Raw genomic sequence first — 25,521 nt, forward strand, 5'->3', positions numbered from 1 at the left:
GTCTCAAAAGTTACGATTATCGTCATTCCCAGCTTGACTGAGAATCTCTATTGGCCTTTGGAGCCACTTTTGGGAGATTCCCTCCCGATATGTCGGTACGGGGTCGGGAATGAGAGTTAGCTTTTGAGACCGCCTTTTACATTACCTCTTAATTCACCTTCTCAGCATAGTCTACCACTAATCTGCTCATGAGTTTGATACCGTCTAGCATTCCGGCATCATCTACATAAAAGTCTGGCGTATGATGTGGAGCAGCTTTTGCAGGGTCTTGGCCTTTTGGCATTCCACCTAAAAAGAAGAACAGCCCCGGTATTTCTTGCTGAAAGAATGAGAAGTCTTCTGCCCCAGTAATGGCGTTCATATTTGAGTTGACGTTTTCGGCACCAATAACTTCAACAAATGTACTGCCCATCATTGCCGTAAGCTGAGGGTCATTGTAAGTTACAGGATAACCCTGATCGATAGAAAGCGTAGCTTCCGCACCATTGCTTTCGGCTGTATTTTGCACTATGGTTCTGAATCGCTCGAAAAGTGTTTCCCTCATATCTGCATCTAAAGTTCTGATGGTGCCCACCATATTTACCTCTTCAGGTATAATGTTACTTCTTACACCTCCTTCAATTTTACCGAAGGTGAGAACGGCAGCAGCGGTGGTGAGCGGTAAACTTCTACTAACAATAGTCTGAGCATTATTGATGATCTGTGCCGCGGTTACTACAGGGTCTATACCTGTCCAGGGCGTTGAACCATGCGTTTGTTTCCCTTTAATTTTGATTTCGAAGCTATTAACGGCAGCCATAATGCCATTGGGTCTGTACATAACTTTACCAACTTCAGTTTGTGAGTTGATGTGCAGACCGAAAATCACATCCATTCCTTTGGTTACTCCTTCCTTCACCATAAGTGCTGCCCCACCTTCTTCACCAGCAGGAGCACCTTCTTCCGCAGGTTGAAATACGAACTTTACAGTGCCTTGAATATCCTTTTTTACCCGACTTAACACTTCGGCAACACCCATTAGAATGGCCACATGCGTATCGTGACCACAAGCATGCATTACAGGAACGGGTTCGCCATTATATTCTCCCATTTGTTTAGAAGCCCATGGCAGATCTACCCTTTCCTTTACAGGAAGCCCATCCATATCGGCACGTAAGCCAATAGTAGGCCCTGGCTTCCCTCCTTTCAGAATTCCTACTACTCCTGTTTTGGCAACTCCTTCTTGAACCTCAATACCTAAGCTTTTAAGGTGTGCGGCTATATAAGCTGCGGTTTTGAATTCGCGATTAGAGAGTTCAGCGTTTTCGTGAATCCAATGTCTCCATTCGATTACTTTAGGCTCAACTTCTTTGGCAAGCTCTAGCACTTCGTCTGAAAGTTTGGGTTTAGAATCGTTGCTAGGCGAGATGGAGGTTAGTCCGAAAAAAAGGAAAGAAAGGCAAAACAGGGATAAGGTCTTCTTCATAATACTAAGGTTGAATATGGAATATACTTCAATCGAAGAGAAGAACAAAGAATATGCAGCGGGTTAAATAACCTGAAACGACAGCTTTTGAGGAGTCTTAATACACCTGCCATAAGCTGTGCCTCCATAGGGTCTCCAGAAATTAATTGTGAAGACACAATCAATGGCGGTTTTCCGTATCTAAAAGTTACATTTTCCCGTTCAGAGTCTATCGCTGAGCAGACTGGGTTAAGACCGATCATTAGGAGACTCTCATGGAGATAATGAGGAAGAGACTCCTTAAATCTCGTTGATGAAAACTATGGATTCAGGACTGAAACTTTGTTTAGTGTAACCTTATAGGTTTTTGACTTTCGATCATTAAAAACACCATACTTAACGTTTAAAGCCAAATACTTTTCGTTTGTTTCCACTGTATATTGAGGATTAATAAAACCACCTATAAGGAATAAACTCTGAGCTGGATATTCATCATATTCAGAAACAGCTAGGTAAAAGGAGTAACTTATTTCGTGTCCTCCTGAAATACCAGCTGAACCCGGAGGATTCGATTTTTTAAATATGCTCAATGAGATATCTTCATTGGTATATCGGTTTTCCGTTTTCAGAGAGTTGAAAAGTGAAATCAGTTCAGAGTCTTCTATCTTCTCAACTGTAGGTTCAGAAGAGATTAGTTGAGTTGTAATTAAAAGAAGACTCAGGAAACTCATATTTCGGTAGACCTCAACTTAGCGCTATACTCCTTCACCGTATTAATAAAGACTTTAACCTTATTTGGGTCGATATCTGGGTAAACACCATGGCCAAGGTTGGCAATGTGTCTGCTGGTACCGAACTCATCGAGCATCTTCTTCGTGGCTTTTTCAATTTCCACATCTGGAGCATAAAGCGCACAAGGGTCTAAATTACCTTGGAGGGTTTTGTTCTCACCAATCAGTCTGCGAGAGTTTTGAATGTCCATACTCCAGTCTAAACCGATGGTTTCACAATTCAAGTGTCTCATTTCGGAACGGGCAAAGAAAGCGCCTTTACTAAACACGGTTACAGGAACTTCGGTAATCGCATCACAGATTTCAGCAATGTACTTCATTGAGAATCTCTGGTATTGCTCTGGCCCAAGAATTCCGGCCCAAGAATCGAAAACCTGCACAATGTCTGCTCCGGCCTTTATCTGTGCTTTCAGATATTCGATGGTTGAATCTGTTATCAGCTTCAAAAGCTGATCGGCCATCATCGGGTCGTTGTACAACATTCTCCTGGCTTTGGAGAAAGTTTTACTGCCATGTCCTTCTACCATATAGCAGAAGATAGTCCAAGGAGCACCAGCAAAACCAATTAAAGGCACTCTGCCATTAAGCTCTTTTTTGGTGATCTTGATAGCCTCAAGTACATAACCCAAGTCGCTTTTAGCATCAGCTTTTTTAAGTGCCTTTAAATCTTCATCGGTAGAAATGGTTTTAGGGAATCTTGGCCCTTTTTTCTCAACCATTTCATATGGAAGACCCATGGCTTCCGGAATTACAAGGATATCTGAGAAGATAATGGCTGCATCAACACCCAGAATGTCTACAGGCTGAATAGTAACTTCTGCCGCTAGTTCAGGCGTTTGAGCCAATTCAATAAAACCGCTAAGTCTATTTCTTACTGCTCTATATTCAGGAAGAATTCTACCGGCCTGGCGCATAAGCCAAACCGGGGTTCTTTCCACTTTTTCACCCTTTGCCGCTCTGATCAGTAGATCGTTCTGTAATTCCATGCCGCAAAGATAAAAATTGTTTCCGCTAGTAAAGCCGCGTTTTGTAAATCTTGACCTGATTATACTGACCTTCCATTTTCACAAAGTTTTGACCCTTCTTTGTGTACCAGAATCGAGTAGGTTGGGTGCCACCATAATCTGTGAAAATCACCCAGCAATCGAGCGTTTCACCATTAGCGAGCGTGAGTTTGTCGCTACCTTCAACCTTTAGGTTGTAAAATGCAGGAGGTGTTGGGCTTCCAGGATGATAAAAATTCATCACAAAGGTTTTTCCTTCACTCATTGGGAGTAGCGAGTAGGTTTCCAAATCGACTTCCCAATTGTAAGTGGGTTCTGCCATTTCAAGTCGAAAGTCTTTCTGCTTGTTGTTTTGAGCACTGTCCAGACCTGAAATAGAATTGTTAGAGAAACTAAAAGCTTCCAGTCCCTGCATCTTCGTTTCACGAATATGCTGAACCGGCTTCATGGTGAATGGCTCGCAGAGGTATTCAAACTTACCAGACCATTGCTCATTGGGCGAATTCCATTCGTGAGTGATTTTCACAAACTCACTACCATTGATCTTGACAATTTCCGTTGTTCGCTTTTTGATTGAAGCGTTGAGTTTTCCACCCATCTCGTTGTAAACGGCATCGGTTACGGTACCTAATTCTAAGTTCTTGAACTGTTTGAACCGATGCCCCATTCGTATGGTATCGACCTTTTGGGCTTGTGCTAGACTCGCTAGCATCATCATAATTAGTATTGCTAACCTTTTCATGGCGCCAATTAGCACCCTCCAATTTTCCAATGTCCAGCTAATAGATGTTCTCCAAGTTAAAATCGGCAATCAGACTGGTTCAGTAGATTGATGTCAGATGTCGATCAAATTGCAGGAAGTGTCGAGTAACGTGACTCATAATGCTGAGAATGCGTTATTTGCAATTAATGAAATGGGTCGACAGGCGCAATATTGTTCTTCTACATGTCTCCTTTTGGGTGGTTTTCGCCCTTTTCAAGGTATTCGATTATGCGAATGACATTCCAACCAATCTGGCAGTTAGGCTGGTAGTATGTCAGAATATTTTTAGTCTTATTGGAGCTTATGCCCATTATTTCTTACTGCTACCATTACTTTTTCAGAAGAGGAAAGGGGTAATCTATGCTCTAGGTCTTATTCTTCTATTGGCACTTTGCATCATAGGCAGAGGCTGGTTGGAGAGTCAGCTAATTAGCGGAATCTTTCAAACAACATACTACGATGAGTGGACTTTGGCCAGGGTGCTCAGCATGCTTTGGACTTTGATTTCCTTCATTGTGTTTATCTCCCTGATCAAGTTTACCATAGATCGCTTTGTTCTGGAAAGTCAGAAGAAGGAATTGGAGAATGAAAAACTGAATGCAGAGCTCAATTACCTAAAGGCTCAGATTAACCCGCACTTTCTCTTCAATACACTGCACAACCTGAACTATCTCAGTCAGATTAAGAGCGATCAGGCTACAGAAGTGATTATGAAGCTTTCCAATATTATGCGCTACATGATCTACGAGTCGAATAAGCCGAGCGTGACACTGGCCAAGGAGGTTGACTATATTCAGGATTATTTAGACCTGGAAGCCATCAGACTGAATAAGGCTTTCGATTTGAAGTTCGATATTTCAACGATAGACAAGCAGATGGAAATAGCTCCACTCATCTTTATTCCCTTAGTAGAAAATGCCTTTAAGCATGGAATCAGTGATCAACAAGATGAAAACTGGATAAATATCTCGCTTCATTCTGAAAAAGGAAGATTGGAATTTAAGGTTGAAAATAGCTTGAAAGAAAAGTCAGCTGGAAATGATGAAGCTTCGGGTTTTGGGTTGAAGAATCTTAAAAAGAGGTTGGAGCTGAGCTACCCCAAAAGACATGAACTCAGTATTCAAGAAGCTTCTCATAAGTTTTCTGTTCAACTAACTTTGAAGGACTCATGAGTTTGACTTGTCTGATTATTGATGACGAACCCTTCGCTAGAAAGCTCCTTTTAGACTTTTGCAGCCGAGTGCCGAACCTTGAGGTGAAGGGAGATTTTTCAAACGGTGTAGAGGCTCTCCAGTATCTAAATACTCAAGCTGTTGATTTCATTTTTCTAGATATTAAGATGCCGGGCATTACTGGCATTGAAATGCTAAATAGTCTGAGAAATGCACCTAAGGTGGTTTTTACAACCGCTTTTTCTGAATATGCCATAGATGGATTCGAGCTAGACGCTGTGGATTATCTACTGAAGCCATTCGACTTTCCTAGATTTCTTAAGTCGGTGAATAAAGTCCAGACTGCACTTCAGCCAAAGCCTATTGATTTACCTCAAGCAACTGAATCAGACTTTCTTTTTGTTAAGGATGGAAGAGAATTGGTTAAGCTCAAATTGAACCAGATTCTCTATGTAAAAGGGCAGAAGGATTATGTGATGTTCATGCTTAGCGATAAAAAGGTAATGAGCCTTATGAATATGAAGAATCTGGAGGAAGAATTAAAGGGAAAACAATTTGTAAGAATCCACCAATCTTTCATCATAAACGCTCAGCACATAGAGTCCATTTCCAACGATAGGGTAAAAATTGGAGAAGAGTTCCTACCCATTAGCCAGAGCTATAAACTTAGATTTCGAAGTTTTATTGAGCAGCTTCAATAGGTTGTCTGTGACTATTATCCTTTTCAATCCGAGACCGTAGCGGAGGGATCGGCCAAGTGGGTAGTTTTCTCCATAAATCTAGAATGAAAAAACGGCAGCGCTAGCTCAATCCCTATCTAAATCAGGACTCCTCCATCATTATTCAATCGTTTCCCATCTATTCATTAGCTTTGTGCCAAAGGAGGAAATTATGTGTTTTTTGTTCGAAAACTTTCAAGGCTGGAAAGACTATTGTGCCAAGCATGAAATGGAGCTTTACGAAGCCGTAATTGAATATGAAGTTTCTGAAAAGGAGGCATCTGAAGAGATGATTTGGGCAGGTTTAGACAATGCCTATAAGGTGATGAAAGATGCTGTTCAAACTGGCCTAAGTCAAGATATGACTTCACGCTCTGGAATGATTAATAATGGAGCAAAAAAGGTTTTCAACTATCCGACACCGATTCTCTCCAAAGAATTTCAAGTGCTTATTTCTAGGGCACTCGCGGCCAAGGAAGTCAACTCCTGTATGGGAAGAGTGGTTGCAGCTCCAACAGCTGGCGCTTCAGGCATTATTCCTGGGGTAATGGTAACTTTCCAGGAGTTACACAAGGTAGAAGACCGTAAGATTCATGAAGGCCTTTTGGTGAGTGCAGGTATTGCCTTGATTATGGAAAAAAGAGCATCAATTGCAGGGGCTGTTGGTGGTTGCCAGGCAGAAACAGGAAGTGCTGCTGCTATGGCTTCTGGTGCCATGGTGTATTGCATGGGAGGCTCTGTCGATCAGGTTTTCAATGCGGTGGCAATCACCATTCAGTGCATGCTCGGGCTTATTTGCGACCCGGTGGCAGGTTTGGTAGAAGTACCATGCGTAGTGAGAAATGCTAGCGCAGCAGCTATTGCAAATAGTTCGGCACAAATAGCTCTGGCCGATGTAAGCGGAGTTATTCCAGTAGATGAGTGTGTTGAAGCCATGGGCGAGGTAGGCCAAAGTATGGAAACGCGCTACAAAGAAACTGCCATGGGCGGACTTGCCGCAACAATGACAGGTCAGGCCATTTCCAAAAGGGTGCTAATTCAAGATATTGAGATGTTACCTGACGAAGATCAGGAGTAATGTTACGATGTTTGTATGTGTTGATGTTTTGATGTTAGAGAAGTCGACTTCAAAACTTCGTAACCTAGAAACTTCTAAACACAGTAACCTCCAAACTTTAACCAACCAAGCCAATCTGGATCAGCCAATCAACGGAGAAAGTCCAGATTACGGACCAGAAGATGCCAAAAAGAAACATATAGAGGAATACTTGTTTGCGTGGTGCTCCAACTGAAGCCACAAGCAATGCTCCACCTGGAGGAGATAGAATAAGTGGTGTTAAAAAGCACACGCCAATCACACCGTATTTTTTCCAGATCCTCACCATTCTTCGGCTTTTGGGTGAAAATTTCTTCGGGTTCTTCACGAAAATAGGAATGACTTGCTTCTTTATTCTTTCACCCAGAAAGTTAAAAACCAGAACGCTTGTCATAAGCCCTGCCAGCGTTATCAGAATAATTTCTAGAGGACTTAAACCTGCCGCTGGCCCAAGCAGCGGTGGAAAAATCGACTTAAGGCAGGCCAGTAAGTATAAGCCAAGGTATTTTAATAATTCGGCAGCCATTCTAAAGAATCACAACAATGTAGGTAACGTAAATTGCCAACAAGATAATACCCGATGGCGTGCCTAGTCTCTTACGTAGAAGCATTAACGGAAGAATGCACAGGGTTATACCGAGCATCCAAATCATATCGCTAGAAATAATCATTTCATTCACCTCTAATGGGTGAATAATACTGGTAATTCCTAGAATGGAAAGAACGTTGAAAATGTTAGAGCCCAAGAGGTTGCCTAAAGCTAAGTCGGTTTCTCCTTTTCTTGCGGCAATAATTGAGGTGAAAAGTTCGGGTAAGCTGGTACCAATAGCTAAAATAGTAAGTCCTATAATTCTTTGAGAAACGCCAAAATCAGTAGCTATATCTGCCGCACCATCTATAAACCAGTTCGATCCGAAATAAAGAAAAACACCGCCTAGAGCTAAAAGGAAGACATCTTTCATTCTTTCGAACTTGGAGTCCTTATCTGGCTCAATAGTGTAATCTAGTTTTACTTTATCTTTTCTGGTTTTTATAAATAGAACGATCAGGTAAATAATTAGGCATATGAACAAGATGAGTCCCTCCCAGAATTCTAGCGCCTGATCTTGCACAAAAATGAAGAGTAGAATACTGCTAACCATGGCCACCAGCCAATCGCGAGCGGCAGTTCCTTTATGAATGGGTATATAACCCAACAGGCAGGTCACTCCTAAAACCAAACCTAAATTGGAAATATTAGAGCCAACCACATTACCCATTGCAAAGTCTGGCACTTCTTTAAAAGCAGCATTAAGCGATACAAGCAACTCTGGGGCAGATGTTCCAAAGGCTACTATGGTGAGACCTATTACCATAGGGCTTACGTTAAAACGCAAGGCAATTCTAGAAGCGCCTTTCACAAGAAAGTCACCTCCAAAAATCAATAGTACGAGTCCAATAATCAGTAAAAAAACTTCTAGCAGCATTAACTCACAGTTTCTGACCGAAGGCAAGATCTCCGGCATCCCCTAATCCCGGCACGATATAATACTTTTCATTGAGTTTTTCATCAAGGGCACATGACCACAGGTTGTATGCCGTGTTGAGATTGTCCTTCACATAACTAACTCCTTCTGGGGCAGCAATTGTTGTGGCAATATGAAGAGACTTTGGTTTGCCATTCTCAAAAAGGCTTTCAATACTCTTTACTATAGATTTTCCTGTTGCCAACATCGGGTCTACCACTATTACGGTTTTCTCGTTAAGGTTTGGTGTGGCCAAATAGTTCAACCCTATTTCTACAGGTTCATTGGCGGCATGGGGTAGCCTAGCAGCACCAATAAAGCCAAACTCTGCCCTGTCGAACAAATCTTGAAAACCTTGACTAAAAGGTAATGCGGCTCTAAGAATACTTATCACCACAACATCATCTTTCAAAAACTTTGCACTGCTTTTAGTAAGAGGAGTTTCAATTTCTCGAGATTCAAAATGAAGTGTTTTTGAAATCTCGTAAGCCAGTAACTGTCCCAGCCTTCTCAAGTTCTGTCTAAATCTCAACGGATCTTTCTGGGTTTCAACATCCCTTATTTCGGCCAAATATTGACAGGCAATGGAACTGTGCTGGTCTAGTATGAACATGCTCTTCAAAATCGACCGCAAGTTATACTTTTATTAAGGTAGCTGCCAATATTCTAGGCATGAACCCTATTTTTGCAGCATGCAAAAGCTCGACTTTTCTTTGCTGAAAGAACTCTGCAAGGTTCATGCACCTTCTGGTAATGAGGTGGCCATGAAAGATTTCCTACTGAACTATGTTAAAGAGAATCAGTCTGGTTGGAAAGTTCAACCTGAAGTAATACACGGTCCGGAGTTTCAAGACTGCCTTATGCTGAAGTTTGGCGAACCAAAAACCGCCATTTTCGCTCATGTTGATAGTATTGGCTTCACGGTTAGGTACCACGATCAATTGGTTCCTATTGGAGGACCCAAAGCTGAAACTGGTTATAAACTTGTTGGTGAAGATAAATTGGGCCCAATAGAGTGTGAGCTAGTTGAAAACGATGGTGACTTACATTACAAATTTGGTAGGGCTATCGAGAGAGGCACTGAGCTTGTATTCAAGTCAGACTTTAGAGAAACTGAAGACTTTGTGCAGTCTTGTTATTTAGATAACAGATTGGGAGTTTTCAATGCGCTAAAGGTAGCCGAAACCTTAGAAAATGGACTCATTGTATTTTCTTGCTGGGAAGAGCATGGCGGAGGCTCAGTGGCCTATTTAGCCAAATATATGGCAGAAAAGTGGGGTGTAATGCAATCGCTGATTTCTGACATTACTTGGATAACCGAAGGAGTGGTTCATGGTGAAGGCGTTGCTATTTCTATGCGCGATAGAAGCATTCCAAGAAGATCTTTCGTCAATAAAATCATCAACATTGCTGAAGAATCAGGTATCCCTTTTCAATTAGAGGTTGAAGGTGCCGGAGGAAGCGATGGTAAGGAATTACAGTCTGCTCCCTATCCATTCGACTGGTGTTTTGTGGGTGCTCCAGAAGATAATGTGCACAGCCCAGACGAAATTGTTCATAAAGCTGATATTGCTAGTATGATTCAGTTATATTCAACTTTGATGCAGAAATTATAATGCCTTTACCCTCAGTTACTGTTCACGATAAAACCTTTGAACTCTTCATCTCAGATGAGCAAATTCAGTCTAAAATTGCCGAGTTAGGCCAAAGGCTATCTGCAGACTTTGCCAGCAAAAAGCCTCTGCTAATAGGTGTGCTCAATGGTTCCTTTATGTTCGCTAGCGATTTAATGAAGAGCATCAACATAGATGCAGAAATTACTTTCATTAAGGTTTCTTCTTACAGCGGCATGCAAAGCCAAGGAAAAACCAAAGAGCTGATTGGTTTAAATGAAGCTATTGAAGGCCGTGAGGTCGTTGTGGTAGAAGACATTGTAGATACAGGAATTACGATGGAAGGCATAGTAAATGAGTTAAACAAAATGGGGGCTGCTAGTGTTGAAGTTGCTTCTCTTTTGGTTAAGCCAGACTGTCTCCAGAGAGATGTTACGGTGAAATACACTGGTTTCGAAATCCCCGAAAAATTCGTGGTAGGTTATGGCTTAGACTATGATGGTTTAGGCAGAAACCTGAAAGATATTTATCAATTAAAGCAGGAGTAGCGATTATCCTTATATTTGTGCCCTTGTTATAAAATCAATTACATGATTAATCTAGTATTGTTTGGCCCTCCAGGTGCGGGAAAAGGAACTCAAAGCGAGAAAATTATAAGCACGTTTGGGCTAAAGCATATCTCTACAGGCGATTTATTCAGAAAGCATTTAGGTGAAGGAACAGAGCTAGGAAAAGAAGCTCGTTCTTACATGGATAATGGAAAGTTAGTTCCAGACGAGGTAGTAATCGGAATGGTTGATGACTTCCTGAACGAAAATACAGACGCCAAAGGCTTTATTTTCGATGGTTTCCCAAGAACTGTAGCTCAGGCCGAAGCCTTAGACGAACTGCTTTCTAAAAGAGATACAAAAATTGATTGCATGATTATGTTAGATGTGCCTCAAGATGAGCTTAAAAGAAGGCTTTTGGAAAGAGGAAAAACTTCTGGCAGAGCAGACGATCAGAACGAAGAAAAAATAAACGTTAGAATTCAGGAATACCTGAATAAAACTTTGCCAGTTGCTGCCTTTTATGAAGAGCAAGGCAAGGCATGCAAAGTAAATGGTGTAGGAACTATAGATGGAATTTTCGAGGAAATAGAGAGTGCCATCAAGTCACACGTTTAACCGTTTTTCAAAATATAAATCTTTGAAGATGACCGTTTTGGTCATCTTTTTTGTTTTATTGACAATCTCATGATTAAGTGCTTAAGGTTCGGTTTTTTGCTTATCGTTATAAGTAACCTGGCTCAGGCGCAGGTCGATTCTACTTTTGTCAAAGGAGAACTTAAGTTGGAAGATGGGTTTTACATTCTGACAAAAGACAAATTCAGAAATCCACTCCTTAATAATCCTTTTCTTGAAAATGACTTTTTCTTCATCGACCCAGAACCTGTCTTAGCAACAGACGCTATAGACCGATTAGAGATAGTTGAAAGTAATTTTGATGGTGATCAAATATTGGTAGTCTATTTTAGAGAGCAGCATTGGGATGACTGGAGAATGGCTACTCAGAATAATATATCAAAGTCTATTGTCTTAATTTTACAGAATGAGATAATCGACATATCTCAAATAATGTCAAAAATTGAGAATGGAACTTCAGCTATTTTTGCAAAAGATAGGGGAGTCTCTTTTTTGAAAGAAATTAAAGAAAAACTAGAAAAATAATGGCTGGTTCCAACTTTATAGATCACGTAAGACTGTATTGTCGTTCTGGAAACGGAGGCGCAGGTGCTGTGCACTTCCGAAGAGAAAAGCACGTACCTAAAGGCGGGCCTGACGGTGGCGATGGCGGCAGAGGAGGCCATATTATTTTGCGAGGCAACAAGCAAATGTGGACCCTGCTTCACTTACGATACCAAAAGCACGTTTATGCAGAAAATGGTGAAGGTGGAAGTGGTCATGGTAGTACTGGTGCCGATGGTAAGGATATAATTCTAGATGTTCCGTTAGGCACTGTGGCCAAGTTTACCGAGCCTGAAGAAAAGGTAATTTGTGAGATCACAGAAGATGGGCAAGAAGTAGTGTTACTTCCTGGTGGCCGTGGTGGTCTTGGAAACACCCATTTCAAAACAGCTACCAATCAAGCCCCAAGGCATGCTCAGCCTGGTGAAGCTGGCCAAGAAGAACTTTGTGTGCTCGAGCTTAAGCTTTTAGCCGATGTAGGTTTAGTAGGCTTTCCAAATGCTGGCAAGTCAACTTTGCTTTCGGTAGTATCTGCTGCCAAGCCAGAAATTGCAGATTATCCGTTTACTACACTTGTTCCTAATCTTGGCGTGGTTTCTTATCGTGACCATAGGTCGTTTGTAATGGCCGATATACCAGGAATTATTGAGGGGGCTGCTGAAGGCAAAGGTTTAGGTATTCGTTTCCTTCGGCACATAGAGCGAAATTCTATCCTCCTATTCCTTGTTCCAGCCGATGCCACTGACATTCAAAAAGAGTATGACATTCTGCTAGGCGAACTGAAAAAGTACAACCCCGAACTGCTCGATAAAGAAAGAATACTGGCAATTTCTAAATGCGATATGCTCGATGAAGAGATGATCGCAGAAATGAAAGAACTTCTTCCTACAGATATCGAAACGGTTTTCATTTCATCAGTCGCTCAAATGGGCTTACAAGAACTGAAAGACCTGATTTGGAAAAGAATTAATCAATAGAATAAAGTCTAAAAGTTGGTCTTGGTGAAGGAAGCTGAAAAGTTAAGCCAGCTACCCTTTGATTCCCTAAAGGGGTCTGTTATTCAGCTTATGCCACCCTTTAGGGGCGGGGTAAAAACAGAGAGGCCATCTTAGTCAACTTTTCAGCTATTTGGAGTATTTGAATACATATATCAATCAATAAACTGACATCTATTTTCGCCTCCCAAAGCGCTTTATGCCATAATGACACCATAGTATGGCTTGGCAAAAAAATTGTGCATGGGCTGGCGGTTTATAAGTGAAACAATGGCAAAGGATAAGAAAGCAAGCAAAAATCAAGAAGAGAACGAAGTATTGGAAGCTGAGAACCAAACTGCTACCGAAGATCAAGTAGAAGATAATTCTGCAAAAGAGGAGCAGGTTGAAGAGCAAGAAGAACTTTCTGCCGAAGAAAAGCTCGAAATTGAGTTGGCAGAAGCCAAAGATAAATACCTAAGACTTTACTCTGAGTTCGAAAACTTTAGAAGAAGAAATGCTAAAGAGCGCATTGACCTGATTAAAACAGCTTCTTCTGATCTTATGGTGGAGCTGCTTCCAACTATAGATGATTTCGAGAGAGCCAAAAAGGCAAACGAAAATCAGGAAGATATTGAATCAGTGAAAGAAGGTTTCGGCCTTATTTCGACTAAGTTATTCAAGACACTCGAGTCTAAAGGGCTAAAAGTGATGGAAACAGAAAAGGGCACTCCTTTCGATGCAGACCTTCACGAAGCTGTTACTCAATTCCCAGTAGAGGATGAGGAACTAAAAGGAAAAATTATTGATACCGTAGAAAAGGGTTACTACTTAGGAGAAAGAGTAATTCGTTTCGCTAAAGTGGTGATAGGAGCTTAATATGGCAAAAAGAGACTACTACGAAATTTTAGGGGTAAGCAAAGGAGCTACTGAAGATGAGTTGAAAAAAGCTTATCGTAAGTTGGCTATTAAATATCACCCTGATAAAAATCCAGACGACCCAACCGCTGAAGACAAGTTTAAAGAAGCTGCAGAAGCTTATGATGTACTAAGCAACAAAGAAAAGCGAGCTCAGTACGATCGCTTTGGCCATGATGGCATGCGTGGTGGTTTCGGTGGCCAAGGTGGCGGCATGAACATGGACGATATCTTCTCTCAATTTGGAGATATCTTCGGTGGAGGCGGCAGCCCATTTGAAAGCTTCTTTGGTGGAGGCGGTGGTGGCAGACGCCAGCGCAAAGGCTCCAACCTGCGCATCAAGCTGAAGCTTAACCTAGAAGAAATTGCCAACGGTGTTGAAAAGAAAATAAAAGTGAACCGTCTGATCAACGCAGACGGAGTAACTTTTAAAACTTGTAATACTTGTGGCGGAACCGGCCAAATGAAGAAAGTGGTGAATACCATGCTCGGCCAAATGGTTTCTGCCAGCACCTGTACAACCTGTAGTGGTTCAGGTAAAATCATAGATAAGCGACCTCCTGGTGTAGATAGCACTGGCTTGGAAATGAAGGAAGAAGTTATTCCAATCAAAATTCCTGCGGGTGTTGGTGACGGAATGCAGCTTTCTATGTCGGGCAAAGGAAACATGGCTCCGGGTGGAGGTGTTCCGGGTGACTTACTCATTGTAATCGAAGAGATTGAAGATGAGCAACTCAAGCGTGATGGCAACAATGTGGTATACGATCTTTACGTAAGCTTCATTGACGCTGCTTTAGGTGGAAGCATGGAAGTGCCAACTATTGACGGAAAGGTTCGGATTAAGATTGATCCAGGAACTCAAAGCGGAAAAATTCTTCGCCTTAGAGGGAAAGGTATCAAAGACATCAACGGCTACGGCAAAGGAGATCAGCTGATTCACGTAAACGTTTGGACGCCTAAGAAGCTTAATAAAGAAGAGACAGAAATGCTCGAGAAGCTAAGAGCCTCCGAGAATTTTGCTCCTGCTCCGGGTAAAGGAGAAAAAGGCTTCTTTGAAAAGATTAAGGAATTCTTTTAAATACTATAAGTGTAATCCCCGACCAAGTCGGGGATTTCTTTTTAAAGCCGTTGTCCTCTTAAATGCCGCCCCTACGCGGGAATGACAGGCTGCATTTACTACCCCCCTAAGGATAGTGATTTCCTAGAAAAAGGCATTGGACTAAACAACAATAGAGATACCTTAAATGTACTGCCCTTCACTCTAGCAGTGCCATTCCCCCTTTTTTTGAAAAGGGGGCTAGGGGGATTAGAACAAACATATTCATCTCTTCAAAAGCCAACCCTCCCAACCTCTTCCGATGCCCCGAGACTTCGGGGCGGAACGCCAAGGGGGAGTGCTCGTGCAAACATCGTTGGGTAGTATTTCATAGATATGCCACTTGCTAGGAAATTACTATAAGGATGGGGGAAGACTTGCAGGCTGCAAGTTTTGAATGCATTCTATTGAATTTAGAACAGAAAAAGGATGAGGCCACTACCCAGCACAAAAAACTCCTAACTATTTTCAGTTAATTCCCGTATTATTCGGTTTATAACAGATTGCAACCCAATCTTTAAACAAACCGTAAGCTAGAGCATGCAAAAATTACTTTTTCTGTTAGCCATCGTAGGAGCAGTTGGTATAGAAGGGCTGGCACAGACAAAGAAACACTTCACTGTAGAAGGTGATGAATCTTGTGAAAAGGTTTATTTCAAACTGAAAGCCTCTTCTGGCACCTGTGAAATTCGTACTCGTATGGGAGAGTTACCTATTAATATTATGGGTAACCATAATGAGGAATACATTACCTCAGACTTTGGCAAGCAAATGAGTGGAGAAACGCTTCATGCTTGGCTTAATCTGAAAGATAATGGTAAAGAGGGGCTCGGTTCAAAGCTTTCAAAAATCTTTGGGAAGAAAACTACAGATACCGAAAATTACTGGAATATCTATTTCACTGACTACAAGCCTTACCGATTAGACTTGAATTACGGTGTAGGAAAAGCCTATATAGACCTTTCAGATATAGCAGTAGAAAACTGCAAAATCACCTCGGGTAATGCGCACGTGAAGGTTGGTTATTTATCTAAAATGCAGAATAGAATGGAAATGGATACCATGACTGTTTCTGTAGATATGGGAGATGTAGAAATTGAAAGACTAGACCTAGCTAGGGCCAAGAACATTTTGGCAGAGGTAGGCTTTGGAAGTCTTACATTAGATTTTGATGAACAACCTTTAATGCCTAGTGATATTTGGGCAAGAGTTGGTGCTGGTAGCCTTACCATTAATCTTCCTTTAGAAGATATACCTGTAATAGTTAGAATGAAAGACACCTCTTACCGAAAGTTCAAAGTACCTGAAGGCTTTGAAAAAGTTAAAGAGAATGTATTTGTGAGCTCTAGCTACTCTCCTAATGCACCTAATGTGCTTACGTTCAATATAGACCTTTCTATGGGTAGCGTAGTTTTCACCAACAAGTAATTTAATCTCAGGCCTTTCATATTCCATAGGGCGGTCAATTGTTCCGCTTAATAGATATGTACTCAGTCATTTATTGATTTTGTTCAAATTAGTTTGGGCTTTTTAGAGTTGTGTCTCCAAAAGCCTTTAACTTCAAAGACAACTTAAACTCAAACTGTTTTGAACATTCTAGAGGCGAATAATGTCACCAAGCGGTATGCTGAACATACTGCATTGAATGACGTAAGCATCAGCATCCCAAAGCAGTCCATCTTTGGGCTCTTAGGACCTAACGGGGCAGGGAAAACCACTCTAATCCGTATTGTTAACCAGATTATTATGGCCGATGAGGGCGAAGTACTCATCAATGGCGAAAAGCTAGACCCAAAGCACATTGGTGTAATTGGATACCTTCCGGAAGAGCGAGGTCTTTACAAAAAAATGAAAGTGGGCGAACAGCTCATGTACCTAGCTCAACTCAAAGGCCTTTCTAATTCCGAAGCCAGAAAACGCATTAAGTTCTGGTTAGAAAAACTAGGATTAAGCGATTGGGCCGGAAAAAAGGTGGAAGACCTTTCTAAAGGTATGGCCCAAAAAATTCAGTTCATTGCCACCGTGCTTCATGAGCCAGAGTTGCTTATTCTAGATGAGCCATTTTCAGGATTCGACCCAGTGAATGCCAATCTGATAAAAGATGAAATATTCGAGCTGCGCGAAAAAGGTGCAACCGTTATTTTCTCTACGCATAGAATGGAATCTGTAGAGCAGTTGTGCGATCATATAGCACTCATTAACAAGTCGCAGAAAATTCTTGATGGCAAAAAGAATGACATCCGTAATTCTTACAAGCTTAATCAGTATGAAGTAATCTTCAAAGGATCTTTAGCAGAGAGCCCAAGCATCAAAATTCTGAATAACTCTATCTCTGAGTTAGGTCTAAACAAGGCCACCATTGAGGCCAAAAACGGAGAGTCTCCAAATATTCTGCTTCAAGAGCTTATCGGTAAAATCGAGGTGCACTCGTTTATCGAAATCATTCCATCAATCAACGATATTTTCATCAGCTTAGTGAAAGGAGGCCAATAATGAATAAAATATTTTTAGTCCTAAAGCGAGAGTACTTAACCAGGGTAAAAAAGAAGTCATTCTTATTGGCTACACTCTTAACTCCACTAGTAATTCCAACCATAATTTTCGCTATAGCCTATTTTGCTACTAGAGATAAAGACTCTGGTCACGATGAAATAAGAGTATTAGATCAGAGTGGTTATTTCGAGAATGTATTTGATGTAAGTGGGTACGACTTTACTTTCGTTACAGGTTCATTAGATGACCAGAAAGCTAAGTTTGACGATGAAGGCGCCTTCGGTTTATTATACATTCCCGAGCTAGATTTGTCAGATATTTCTGTATCTCGCTTCGAAGGGTTTGAGTTCTATTCTACCACCAACCCAAGTTTTAGAACCCTTGAATCTATAGAGAGGGCTATGGAAAGACGCATTGAAGATCTCAAGCTTCAGCGCTCTGGTTTAGATGCCGATGTAGTAGCCAACCTTCAAGCTAGAGTAGGCTTAGATACTTTTAATATCACCGAAACAGGAGAAGCAAAAGAAAGTAATAGTGGACTAAGCTATGCTATTGGCTACGGAATGGGCTTCCTGATATACATGTTCATTTTTGTGTATGGTGGCCAAATTATGCAGTCTGTACTCGATGAAAAAACCAGCCGAATTGTAGAGGTAATTGTCTCTTCGGTTCGTCCTTTCCAACTAATGATGGGTAAGGTGCTGGGTGTTGGTGCAGTAGGCTTCACACAACTATTGATATGGATTGTGCTAATTGGAGGCCTTTCTACACTTGGATTGGGGATCCTATCTGGTGGAAATGATGTAATGATGGAAGCTGCATCTCAACAAATGCCTCAGGAGGCTATGAGTCAGCAACAGGAAATGGCAGCCAATATTCAGGGTATGATTGCTTCAGTTCCGGTGGTGAAAATTCTTCTTTGCTTCCTATTCTTCTTCTTAGGTGCGTACTTCCTCTACGGAGCATTGTATGCAGCAGTAGGTTCTGCGGTAGATAGTTTGCAAGATGCTCAGCAGTTTATGTTCCCTATCATCATTCCCATCATTGTGTCAATTATGGCCATGTTCTTTGTGTTGGAAGACCCAAATGGAGGTTTGGCAGTAACGCTATCAATGATTCCGCTTACTTCGCCAATTATTATGATGGCTAGAATTCCATTTGGAGTACCAGATTGGCAATTAGCACTTTCAATGGTGTTATTGATTGCAGGTTTTGTGGGTACCATCTATATAGCTGGTAGAATTTACAGAATCGGAATCTTGATGTACGGAGTTAAAGTGAACTGGAAAGTGATGAAAAAGTGGTTCACCATGAAGGTGTAACCTCAAGCTATAAAAATTATTAAAAGGCCGAAGTTCTAGAATGGAGCTTCGGCCTTTTCTTTTCACGACATGTTCATAACTGAAGCGAGGGCTAAATCTAAACTCAGCCTTATATATTTGCATTTTAATTGAATATAGAAAATATGCACTGGGAGAGTTATTCGCACCAAAAGATTAAAGAGGTTGTCAGTAATGCGCTGAAGCAGAATTTAGATTATAGGGAAAAACCTGTTCTGGGACTGCCTGCATCTTATCTAGATCCTGAAGTTTTTTATGACGATGCTCCTTTCTTAAAAGATGCTCCCTTTCTTTCTACACTCATTGCCAATCCTAACCACATTGGCTGCCATACGCTGAATGAGTCGGAAGCAGCTTTTACCGGTACTCACCAAATTGAAAGAGAACTAATTGACCTTTGCGCGAAAGAAATCTTTGAAGGTGGAGAAGAAGATTTTGATGGTTATGTGGCTTCTGGAGGCACTGAAGCTAATATTCAAGCCATTTGGATTCTTAAGCGCTATTATGAAATAGAGTTCGAGGCTAATGCAAATGAGGTAGCTGTACTTTATTCTGAAGATGCTCATTATTCTATGCCCAAAGCTTGCAGACTGCTAGGCCTCAAAAGTTACGTAACCAAAGTAGATGAGGAAACCAGAAGAGTAACTCAAGAGAGTTTGATAGAGTGTATCAAAACGACCAAAGAAAGTGGGGTAAAGCATTTCATCGTTATCATGAGCATGTCTACTACCATGTTTGGCTCGGTAGATGATATTGACGAAATCACGGGTTGGTTAGATGATCTGGCCGTTGACTACAAGGTTCATATAGATGGTGCTTATGGTGGTTTCATCTATCCTTTTTTAACTGAAAGTAAATCTTACACTTTCGAAAACCCAAAGATTAACTCTTTCACCCTAGATGGACATAAAATGCTACAATCTCCTTATGGAACTGGCATTTACCTTACCCGCAAAGGGTTTATGGAATACGCCCTAACAGAAGAAGCCAATTACGTTAAAGGGAAGGATTACACTTTAGTCGGAAGTAGATCGGGAGCGAATGCTGTTGCCGTTTGGATGATTATGAGAACTTATGGTTCTGCCGGCTGGAAGGCCAAGATTGAGAAGCTTCAAAAGAAAACCGATAGACTGTGCAGCAATTTGGACGAACGAGGGGTTGAATATTTCCGAAACCCAGATGTGAATATCGTTACTATAAAATCTAAATACATCACTCCTAAATTGGCCGAAAAGTACCTTCTGGTTCCAGATGCTCATGGCGATAATGCCAAGTGGTTCAAGATTGTAGTAATGGATCATGTTCAGCAAGGATTGCTAGATAGGTTTTTGCTCGATTTAGACGCTGAGTTGCAGACCCGTAAGTGAAAAGCCTCAAGACTCACTATTCGACCAAATATGGTTGCCACTAGTGAAGTGATGAATTATCATTAAATTTCATTTTTACCAAACAGCAAAAGTGAGGTATTGAGCGTTAACACCATATGCAAAACCCTTTCAAAGGCGGCTTTAAGATAGACTTCTATACCAATCAATCTAAGATTAAATGGTTCATCTTAGTGGTTGCCTTGATCATTGGTTCTGGCTCAATTATTTATACCGATCAGTTAGTAGACAGACTCAAGGAAGGAGAGGAAGAGAAAATTGAGCTTTGGGCAAAGGCTATTGAGTTTTCGGGCTCAGTCTTAGCAGACGAATCTTCACTTACTTTTATTACCAACAATATTATTACTCCCTCCAATACCTTACCAGTCATTTTGGTAGACTCTGCATCGCAAGAGATACTATTGTCTAGGAATGTGGTAGACTCTTTATCAAGTACCTCTCAAAGAGAAATTCAGTTAGAAACAACGTTGGAGAAGATGAAAAGGGAGAATAAGCCATTCACCATAATGGTACGCAATGCCAACGATGGTTCTATTAGTGACATTCAGTATGTTTACTATCGCAATTCATACATACTTAGGCAGCTAAGGGCCTATCCATTTATTCAACTTTCGGTAATTGCCATATTCGCATTTATTGCCTATTTGGCCTTCTCTTATTCACGTACAGCGGAGCAAAACCGTGTTTGGGTTGGTATGGCCAAAGAAACTGCACATCAGCTAGGCACTCCCCTATCATCACTCATGGCTTGGATGGAATACATTCGGGCCATGCCAGAAATGAAGGAAAAGGAGGAGGTTATTATTGAGCTCGATAAAGATATAGAGCGTTTAGAGCGAATCACCTCTAGATTTTCCAATATAGGTTCTGTTCCAGTACTAAAAAATGAACCTGTTTATGAGGTGGTAAACAACTGCCTCAACTATTTAAGACCAAGGCTATCATCAAAGGTAATCATGAACGTGGAGACCGATATGCACGACCTAAAAGCCAAAATTAATAAGCCTCTTTTCGAATGGGTAATAGAGAATATTGTTAAAAATGGAGTGGATGCTATGAGTGGCATTGGCAACATTAATGTTACAATTGGTTTAGAATCGTCTAACGAAGTATTTGTAGATATATCTGATGACGGTAAAGGAATTCCGAAAGGAAAAGTGAAGAACGTATTTAAACCAGGTTTTACCACTAAGAAACGCGGCTGGGGTCTAGGTTTAGCACTTGCCAAACGAATTATTGAAAACTATCATCAAGGTAAAATATTTGTAAAGTCCTCACACGCAGACGTTGGCACAACATTCCGAATTGTTTTGATATATAAAGATATTTGACTTATTTTTAGAAATGAAACACATACGTATAACTATTCTAGTTGTCCTCTTTTCTATCACTCCATTTTATAATTCTCAAACTGATTCATTTGAATTAGGTCAAGAATTAAAAGCTCAATCACATGAATGGGGATGGTATGAGCTTTGGGCAGTAACAACAACCGAATTTGTTGATTATTCTGGCCCCGGAAATTCTGCGTGTTTTGCTGAGTATGAAATAACTTACACTGCTTACAGATGTGAGTACGCAATGAATAAGTGTACCCCTACTCAACTATCCGTTGCAGATAGAGAACTTATAGAGACCGTTTGTATAGAAGACCTATAGTTAGCTTAAGCTTAAAGATGACAAACACTCTTAAGCTGCGAGGGCTTATTATTTTTTGCTTTATCTTTTGCTCCATTTATTCTTGTAGAAAAGGGGATAAGAAAGGATATAGTGTTGTTGAAGGGTTTAAAATAGACACTATAAAAATTAATTTCGATCTGGAGACAGCTCTAGAATCAGAAGTAATTGACAGTTCTGTTAAAATTGTTTATTTAAAATCGGACTCAATTCCTGTATTCTCTGTCGATAAACTAGTCTTCTCTAATCAATCATTTTTTATATCGGACAATTTTGGTGATCGTATATTCTGCTTTGACTTGGATGGCCAAATGAAATTCTTTATCGAAAAGCCTGGATATGGGCCAGAAGAGTATATTGAAATCGATGACATAGGGGTAAACTTTATCAATAAAACACTTGAGGTCTTAGATACTAGAAGACAAAGAATTGTACAGTATGATTTAAGCACAGGAGCCTTCGTGTCAGCGAAGAGCTATGATTTTTTTACAAAATCATTTTCTCCAATAGGTAATGGTGGTAGACTCTTCCATAATAGCACTATACCTAACGGGCAATTTAATGGAGATAACTACAACAATAGTGTTGTATACATCACAGATTCATTAAACAATCTATTGAAAACCCATTTCCCACAATCGGAAAAATCGCTGGACAAAATTCGGCTAGTAACAAAGAACAATATATTTCGAAGCTATGAGAATCTCAATTTGAATTATGTGCCACTTTATTCGAGTACAATATATAACCTGCACACGGAAAATTTCAATCTAAAACCACATTACTATTTAGATTTTGGACCTAGAAATTTAAATGATAATATTTTAAAATCTTTTAACGGCCCAATGATAAAATTTCATCAATACATAATTGAATCAGGACTTGTCTATTCAGTATCCGATTTCTACGAAACAAGAACAACTGTGTACTTTACCTTCTATATGTCAGGGGAATTTTATCAAACTGTATATGATAAAGACAGTAAGAAAAGCTTGACTTATCGACATTTGATTCGTGACAAAGGAAGCTTTCGAATGAGACCATCAGGTGTGTTTAAGGACAACTTTGTGACGATTCTTTCAGAAGAGCGAATTCTAAATCTCGTTAATTTTTTTGAGAGTAAGTTTTCTGAAAAAGAATTAGAGGAGCTAGCAGATTACCAGCTATTTAAAGAAACTAAGGATAAAAATATTAGCGAAAATCCTGTTCTCATTTTCACCAGGTATAAATCTATCGATTAGACAATTATTGTTCACAATATCCTTTTGGTTTAACACATTATCCGCTTACCTTTGCACGCAGAAAAAATAACCCCGTTTTTCCTTTCTATAAAGAATAACAGATGGCGAATATTGGAAAGATCACGCAGGTAATTGGCCCGGTTGTAGACGTTAGTTTTGACGCTCAAGGAGCCAAGTTGCCGAACATCTTAGATGCACTTGAAGTAACAAAAGAAAATGGCCAAGTGGTTGTGCTGGAGTGTCAGCAGCACCTTGGTGAAGACAGAGTGAGAACCATTGCAATGGACTCTTCTGAAGGTCTAACTAGAGGAATGGACGTAGTAGACACTGGTACTGCTATTGCTATGCCTATTGGTGACGACATTAAAGGTAGACTTTTCAACGTAGTAGGTCAGGCCATCGATGGTATCGATCAGCCTAAAGGAGATAAAAAACTCCCTATTCACAGACCTGCTCCTAAGTTCGAAGATCTTTCTACATCAACTGAAGTTCTTTTCACTGGTATTAAGGTAATCGACCTTATCGAGCCTTATGCAAAGGGTGGTAAAATTGGATTGTTCGGTGGTGCCGGTGTAGGTAAAACTGTATTGATTCAGGAGTTGATCAACAACATTGCAAAAGCTTATTCAGGTCTTTCTGTATTTGCTGGTGTTGGTGAAAGAACTAGAGAAGGAAACGACTTGCTTCGTGAGATGATTGAGTCTGGCATTGTAACTTACGGTGACGACTTTATGCACTCTATGGAAGAAGGCGGATGGGATCTTTCTAAAGTAGACAAAAACAAATTAGCCGAGTCTAAAGCAACCTTCGTGTTCGGTCAGATGAACGAACCTCCAGGTGCGAGAGCAAGGGTGGCCCTTTCTGGTCTTACTATTGCTGAGTACTTCCGTGATGGTGAAGGTGATGGACAAGGGAAAGATATTCTATTCTTTATCGATAACATTTTCCGTTTCACTCAGGCAGGTTCTGAGGTATCGGCCCTTCTTGGTCGTATGCCATCTGCTGTAGGTTATCAGCCTACTCTAGCAACTGAAATGGGTGCTATGCAAGAAAGAATTACTTCAACTAAGAATGGTTCAATTACTTCCGTACAGGCCGTTTACGTTCCTGCGGATGACTTAACTGACCCTGCTCCTGCAACTACTTTCGCTCACTTGGATGCTACTACCGTACTTTCAAGAAAGATTGCTGAGCTTGGTATCTACCCTGCAGTAGATCCTCTAGATTCTACTTCAAGAATCTTGACTCCAGACATTCTTGGTAATGAGCACTATGACTGTGCGCAGAGAGTGAAGGAAACGTTACAGAGATATAAAGAACTTCAAGATATCATTGCAATTCTTGGTATGGACGAATTGTCTGACGAGGATAAGCTAACTGTATCTAGAGCAAGACGTGTTCAAAGATTCCTTTCTCAACCATTCCACGTTGCTGAGCAATTTACTGGTTTGAAAGGGGTGCTTGTAGACATTAAAGATACTATCAAAGGTTTCAACGAAATTCTTGATGGTAAGCACGATGATCTTCCTGAAGCTGCTTTCAACTTGGTAGGTACTATCGAGGAAGCAAGAGCTAAAGGTGAGAAGTTGATGGCTGATGCCGCTAAATAATTGAGTATGCTATTAGAAGTTGTAACACCTGACAAAAAGGTTTTTGAAGGAGAAGCTTCTGCAGTAACCTTCCCTGGTAGTGATGGCGAGTTTCAAGTGCTCAGCAATCACGCCCCTATGATCTCTTCCCTTGGAAAGGGTAAGATGACTATCAAAGCTTCTGGAAAAGAAGAAGTGGTAGTAATAGATGGAGGAGTTATGGAGGTACTGAACAACAAAGTAGTAGTACTTGCTGAGTCTGTTATAGAAGACTAAGACTTCAAACAAAACATAAATAGAAACCCTGATCAGTAATGGTCAGGGTTTTTTGTTGGCTAAAAATTTCTGACTTTCTTTATTGAATTGATAAACGCCAGATGAATCCAATCGTATTCCCATTCCAACAAGCCACCAGACCTCATTTTGCCGAATTTGTATTCTATGAAGGGTTCTTTAATCCTCAGGAAGTTGATAAAATTAGGAACCTCTGGAGTTCTGAGAATGAAGTAGATGCTACCCTAAGCGGAGGAGGAAAGACAACGGATGAGACATTGCGTAAAACGAAACTCACTTTTATCAAAGATTCAGAAGAGAATATCTGGCTCTATCAAAAAATTGGGCAATTAGGTATTCAGTGTAACCATGAAAGATATGGGTACGACCTCTTAGGCTTTCATCATGAACTACAATTGGCCAGATATGGTGAGGGTGATTTCTTCGATTGGCATCTGGATTTTGGTGCCGGTGAAATTTCACACCGAAAGCTCAGTATCTCCGTCCAACTTTCTGACCCAGAAGAATATGAAGGTGGAGATCTTCAATTCATGATCAACAAAAACTATCATAATGCTCCAAGAACTAAGGGCACTGTGGTTGTCTTCCCTTCATTTATTATGCACCGGGTAACTCCCATTACCAAGGGAGTCCGGCAGTCCATTGTAGCATGGCTGGCCGGACCTCCTTATAGATAATTG

27 protein-coding genes are annotated in these 25,521 nt (G+C 40.7%); 20 read left to right on the forward strand and 7 right to left on the reverse strand.

The features are described from left to right. Positions 1-148 precede the first annotated feature (148 nt). The 4 genes from AWW68_RS03100 to AWW68_RS03115 form a co-directional block, all read right to left on the reverse strand. Positions 149-1,465: an amidohydrolase gene (locus tag AWW68_RS03100; RefSeq protein WP_068216459.1), complete on the reverse strand. Its 1,317-nt coding sequence runs from the start codon at positions 1,463-1,465 to the stop codon at positions 149-151. A gap of 299 nt (positions 1,466-1,764) precedes the next feature. Further along, positions 1,765-2,175, reverse strand: a complete 411-nt coding sequence (locus AWW68_RS03105) for a hypothetical protein (protein ID WP_068216461.1) — start codon at positions 2,173-2,175, stop codon at positions 1,765-1,767. Continuing rightward, positions 2,172-3,221 carry a uroporphyrinogen decarboxylase gene (gene hemE, locus AWW68_RS03110; protein WP_068216463.1) on the reverse strand — a complete coding sequence of 350 codons (1,050 nt, stop codon included), beginning with the start codon at positions 3,219-3,221 and terminating at the stop codon, positions 2,172-2,174. Before hemE ends, AWW68_RS03105 begins: the two co-directional genes overlap by 4 nt. Positions 3,222-3,246: 25 nt before the next feature. Beyond that, positions 3,247-3,981, reverse strand: a complete 735-nt coding sequence (locus AWW68_RS03115) for a DUF3108 domain-containing protein (protein WP_157717503.1) — start codon at positions 3,979-3,981, stop codon at positions 3,247-3,249. A 167-nt stretch (positions 3,982-4,148) separates the two neighbouring features. On the opposite strand from AWW68_RS03115, the gene AWW68_RS03120 reads away from it, so the two are divergent. The 3 genes from AWW68_RS03120 (at position 4,149) to sdaAA (ending at position 6,971) form a co-directional block, all read left to right on the forward strand. Continuing rightward, positions 4,149-5,174, forward strand: a complete 1,026-nt coding sequence (locus AWW68_RS03120) for a sensor histidine kinase (protein ID WP_068216467.1) — start codon at positions 4,149-4,151, stop codon at positions 5,172-5,174. Beyond that, positions 5,171-5,875 (forward strand): LytR/AlgR family response regulator transcription factor, encoded by a 705-nt coding sequence (locus AWW68_RS03125; RefSeq protein WP_068216469.1) that lies wholly within the window; start codon positions 5,171-5,173, stop codon positions 5,873-5,875. Before AWW68_RS03120 ends, AWW68_RS03125 begins: the two co-directional genes overlap by 4 nt. A 190-nt stretch (positions 5,876-6,065) precedes the next feature. After that, a complete protein-coding gene (gene sdaAA / locus AWW68_RS03130) occupies positions 6,066-6,971 on the forward strand; it encodes an L-serine ammonia-lyase, iron-sulfur-dependent, subunit alpha (protein WP_068216470.1) in 906 nt (301 codons plus the stop codon). A 97-nt stretch (positions 6,972-7,068) separates the two neighbouring features. Here the strand turns inward: sdaAA and AWW68_RS03135 are convergent, their stop codons facing one another. Genes AWW68_RS03135 through upp form a run of 3 tightly spaced genes read right to left on the reverse strand, consistent with a single transcriptional unit; the run spans position 7,069 to position 9,107 of the window. After that, on the reverse strand, positions 7,069-7,515 hold the full coding sequence (locus AWW68_RS03135; protein ID WP_068216472.1) for a hypothetical protein: 447 nt from the start codon (positions 7,513-7,515) through the stop codon (positions 7,069-7,071). 1 nt (position 7,516) lies between these two features. Further along, positions 7,517-8,455, reverse strand: coding sequence for a calcium/sodium antiporter (locus tag AWW68_RS03140; protein WP_068216474.1), 939 nt, complete (start codon positions 8,453-8,455; stop codon positions 7,517-7,519). 4 nt (positions 8,456-8,459) lie between these two features. Next, positions 8,460-9,107, reverse strand: a complete 648-nt coding sequence (upp, locus tag AWW68_RS03145) for a uracil phosphoribosyltransferase (RefSeq protein WP_068216476.1) — start codon at positions 9,105-9,107, stop codon at positions 8,460-8,462. Positions 9,108-9,186: 79 nt separating this feature from the next. On the opposite strand from upp, the gene AWW68_RS03150 reads away from it, so the two are divergent. The 17 genes from AWW68_RS03150 (at position 9,187) to AWW68_RS03230 (ending at position 25,518) form a co-directional block, all read left to right on the forward strand. After that, on the forward strand, positions 9,187-10,110 hold the full coding sequence (locus AWW68_RS03150; RefSeq protein WP_068216479.1) for a M20/M25/M40 family metallo-hydrolase: 924 nt from the start codon (positions 9,187-9,189) through the stop codon (positions 10,108-10,110). Further along, positions 10,110-10,655, forward strand: coding sequence for a hypoxanthine phosphoribosyltransferase (hpt, locus tag AWW68_RS03155; RefSeq protein WP_068216481.1), 546 nt, complete (start codon positions 10,110-10,112; stop codon positions 10,653-10,655). The genes AWW68_RS03150 and hpt overlap by 1 nt, the downstream gene beginning before the upstream one ends. Positions 10,656-10,697: 42 nt before the next feature. Further along, the gene (locus AWW68_RS03160) at positions 10,698-11,273 is read left to right on the forward strand and encodes an adenylate kinase (protein ID WP_068216483.1); all 576 of its coding nucleotides are present in this window, start codon (positions 10,698-10,700) and stop codon (positions 11,271-11,273) included. A gap of 69 nt (positions 11,274-11,342) precedes the next feature. Further along, positions 11,343-11,816, forward strand: coding sequence for a hypothetical protein (locus AWW68_RS03165; RefSeq protein ID WP_068216485.1), 474 nt, complete (start codon positions 11,343-11,345; stop codon positions 11,814-11,816). Continuing rightward, positions 11,816-12,811, forward strand: a complete 996-nt coding sequence (gene obgE / locus AWW68_RS03170) for a GTPase ObgE (protein WP_068216487.1) — start codon at positions 11,816-11,818, stop codon at positions 12,809-12,811. The genes AWW68_RS03165 and obgE overlap by 1 nt, the downstream gene beginning before the upstream one ends. A gap of 288 nt (positions 12,812-13,099) precedes the next feature. After that, the gene (locus tag AWW68_RS03175; protein ID WP_068216489.1) at positions 13,100-13,687 is read left to right on the forward strand and encodes a nucleotide exchange factor GrpE; all 588 of its coding nucleotides are present in this window, start codon (positions 13,100-13,102) and stop codon (positions 13,685-13,687) included. Between the two features lies 1 nt (position 13,688). After that, positions 13,689-14,804, forward strand: coding sequence for a molecular chaperone DnaJ (gene dnaJ / locus AWW68_RS03180; RefSeq protein WP_068216491.1), 1,116 nt, complete (start codon positions 13,689-13,691; stop codon positions 14,802-14,804). A gap of 558 nt (positions 14,805-15,362) precedes the next feature. After that, on the forward strand, positions 15,363-16,250 hold the full coding sequence (locus AWW68_RS03185; RefSeq protein ID WP_068216493.1) for a hypothetical protein: 888 nt from the start codon (positions 15,363-15,365) through the stop codon (positions 16,248-16,250). 159 nt (positions 16,251-16,409) lie between these two features. Then, on the forward strand, positions 16,410-17,315 hold the full coding sequence (locus AWW68_RS03190) for an ABC transporter ATP-binding protein (protein ID WP_068216495.1): 906 nt from the start codon (positions 16,410-16,412) through the stop codon (positions 17,313-17,315). Further along, positions 17,315-18,637, forward strand: a complete 1,323-nt coding sequence (locus tag AWW68_RS03195; protein ID WP_068216497.1) for an ABC transporter permease — start codon at positions 17,315-17,317, stop codon at positions 18,635-18,637. The genes AWW68_RS03190 and AWW68_RS03195 overlap by 1 nt, the downstream gene beginning before the upstream one ends. Before the next feature lie 143 nt (positions 18,638-18,780). Then, positions 18,781-20,022 carry a pyridoxal phosphate-dependent decarboxylase family protein gene (locus tag AWW68_RS03200; RefSeq protein WP_068216500.1) on the forward strand — a complete coding sequence of 414 codons (1,242 nt, stop codon included), beginning with the start codon at positions 18,781-18,783 and terminating at the stop codon, positions 20,020-20,022. 116 nt (positions 20,023-20,138) lie between these two features. After that, positions 20,139-21,371 (forward strand): sensor histidine kinase, encoded by a 1,233-nt coding sequence (locus AWW68_RS03205; RefSeq protein WP_068216502.1) that lies wholly within the window; start codon positions 20,139-20,141, stop codon positions 21,369-21,371. A gap of 13 nt (positions 21,372-21,384) precedes the next feature. Next, positions 21,385-21,699, forward strand: a complete 315-nt coding sequence (locus AWW68_RS03210; RefSeq protein ID WP_068216504.1) for a hypothetical protein — start codon at positions 21,385-21,387, stop codon at positions 21,697-21,699. Between the two features lie 17 nt (positions 21,700-21,716). Then, on the forward strand, positions 21,717-22,958 hold the full coding sequence (locus tag AWW68_RS03215) for a 6-bladed beta-propeller (RefSeq protein WP_068216506.1): 1,242 nt from the start codon (positions 21,717-21,719) through the stop codon (positions 22,956-22,958). A 101-nt stretch (positions 22,959-23,059) separates the two neighbouring features. Further along, a complete protein-coding gene (atpD, locus tag AWW68_RS03220; RefSeq protein WP_068216508.1) occupies positions 23,060-24,568 on the forward strand; it encodes a F0F1 ATP synthase subunit beta in 1,509 nt (502 codons plus the stop codon). A gap of 6 nt (positions 24,569-24,574) precedes the next feature. Next, positions 24,575-24,823 (forward strand): ATP synthase F1 subunit epsilon, encoded by a 249-nt coding sequence (gene atpC / locus AWW68_RS03225; RefSeq protein WP_068216510.1) that lies wholly within the window; start codon positions 24,575-24,577, stop codon positions 24,821-24,823. A gap of 101 nt (positions 24,824-24,924) precedes the next feature. Next, a complete protein-coding gene (locus AWW68_RS03230) occupies positions 24,925-25,518 on the forward strand; it encodes a 2OG-Fe(II) oxygenase (protein WP_068216512.1) in 594 nt (197 codons plus the stop codon). Positions 25,519-25,521 lie beyond the last annotated feature (3 nt).

The sequence above is a fragment of the Roseivirga spongicola genome (genome assembly GCF_001592965.1).
GTDB classification, from domain to species: Bacteria; Bacteroidota; Bacteroidia; order Cytophagales; family Cyclobacteriaceae; genus Roseivirga; species Roseivirga spongicola.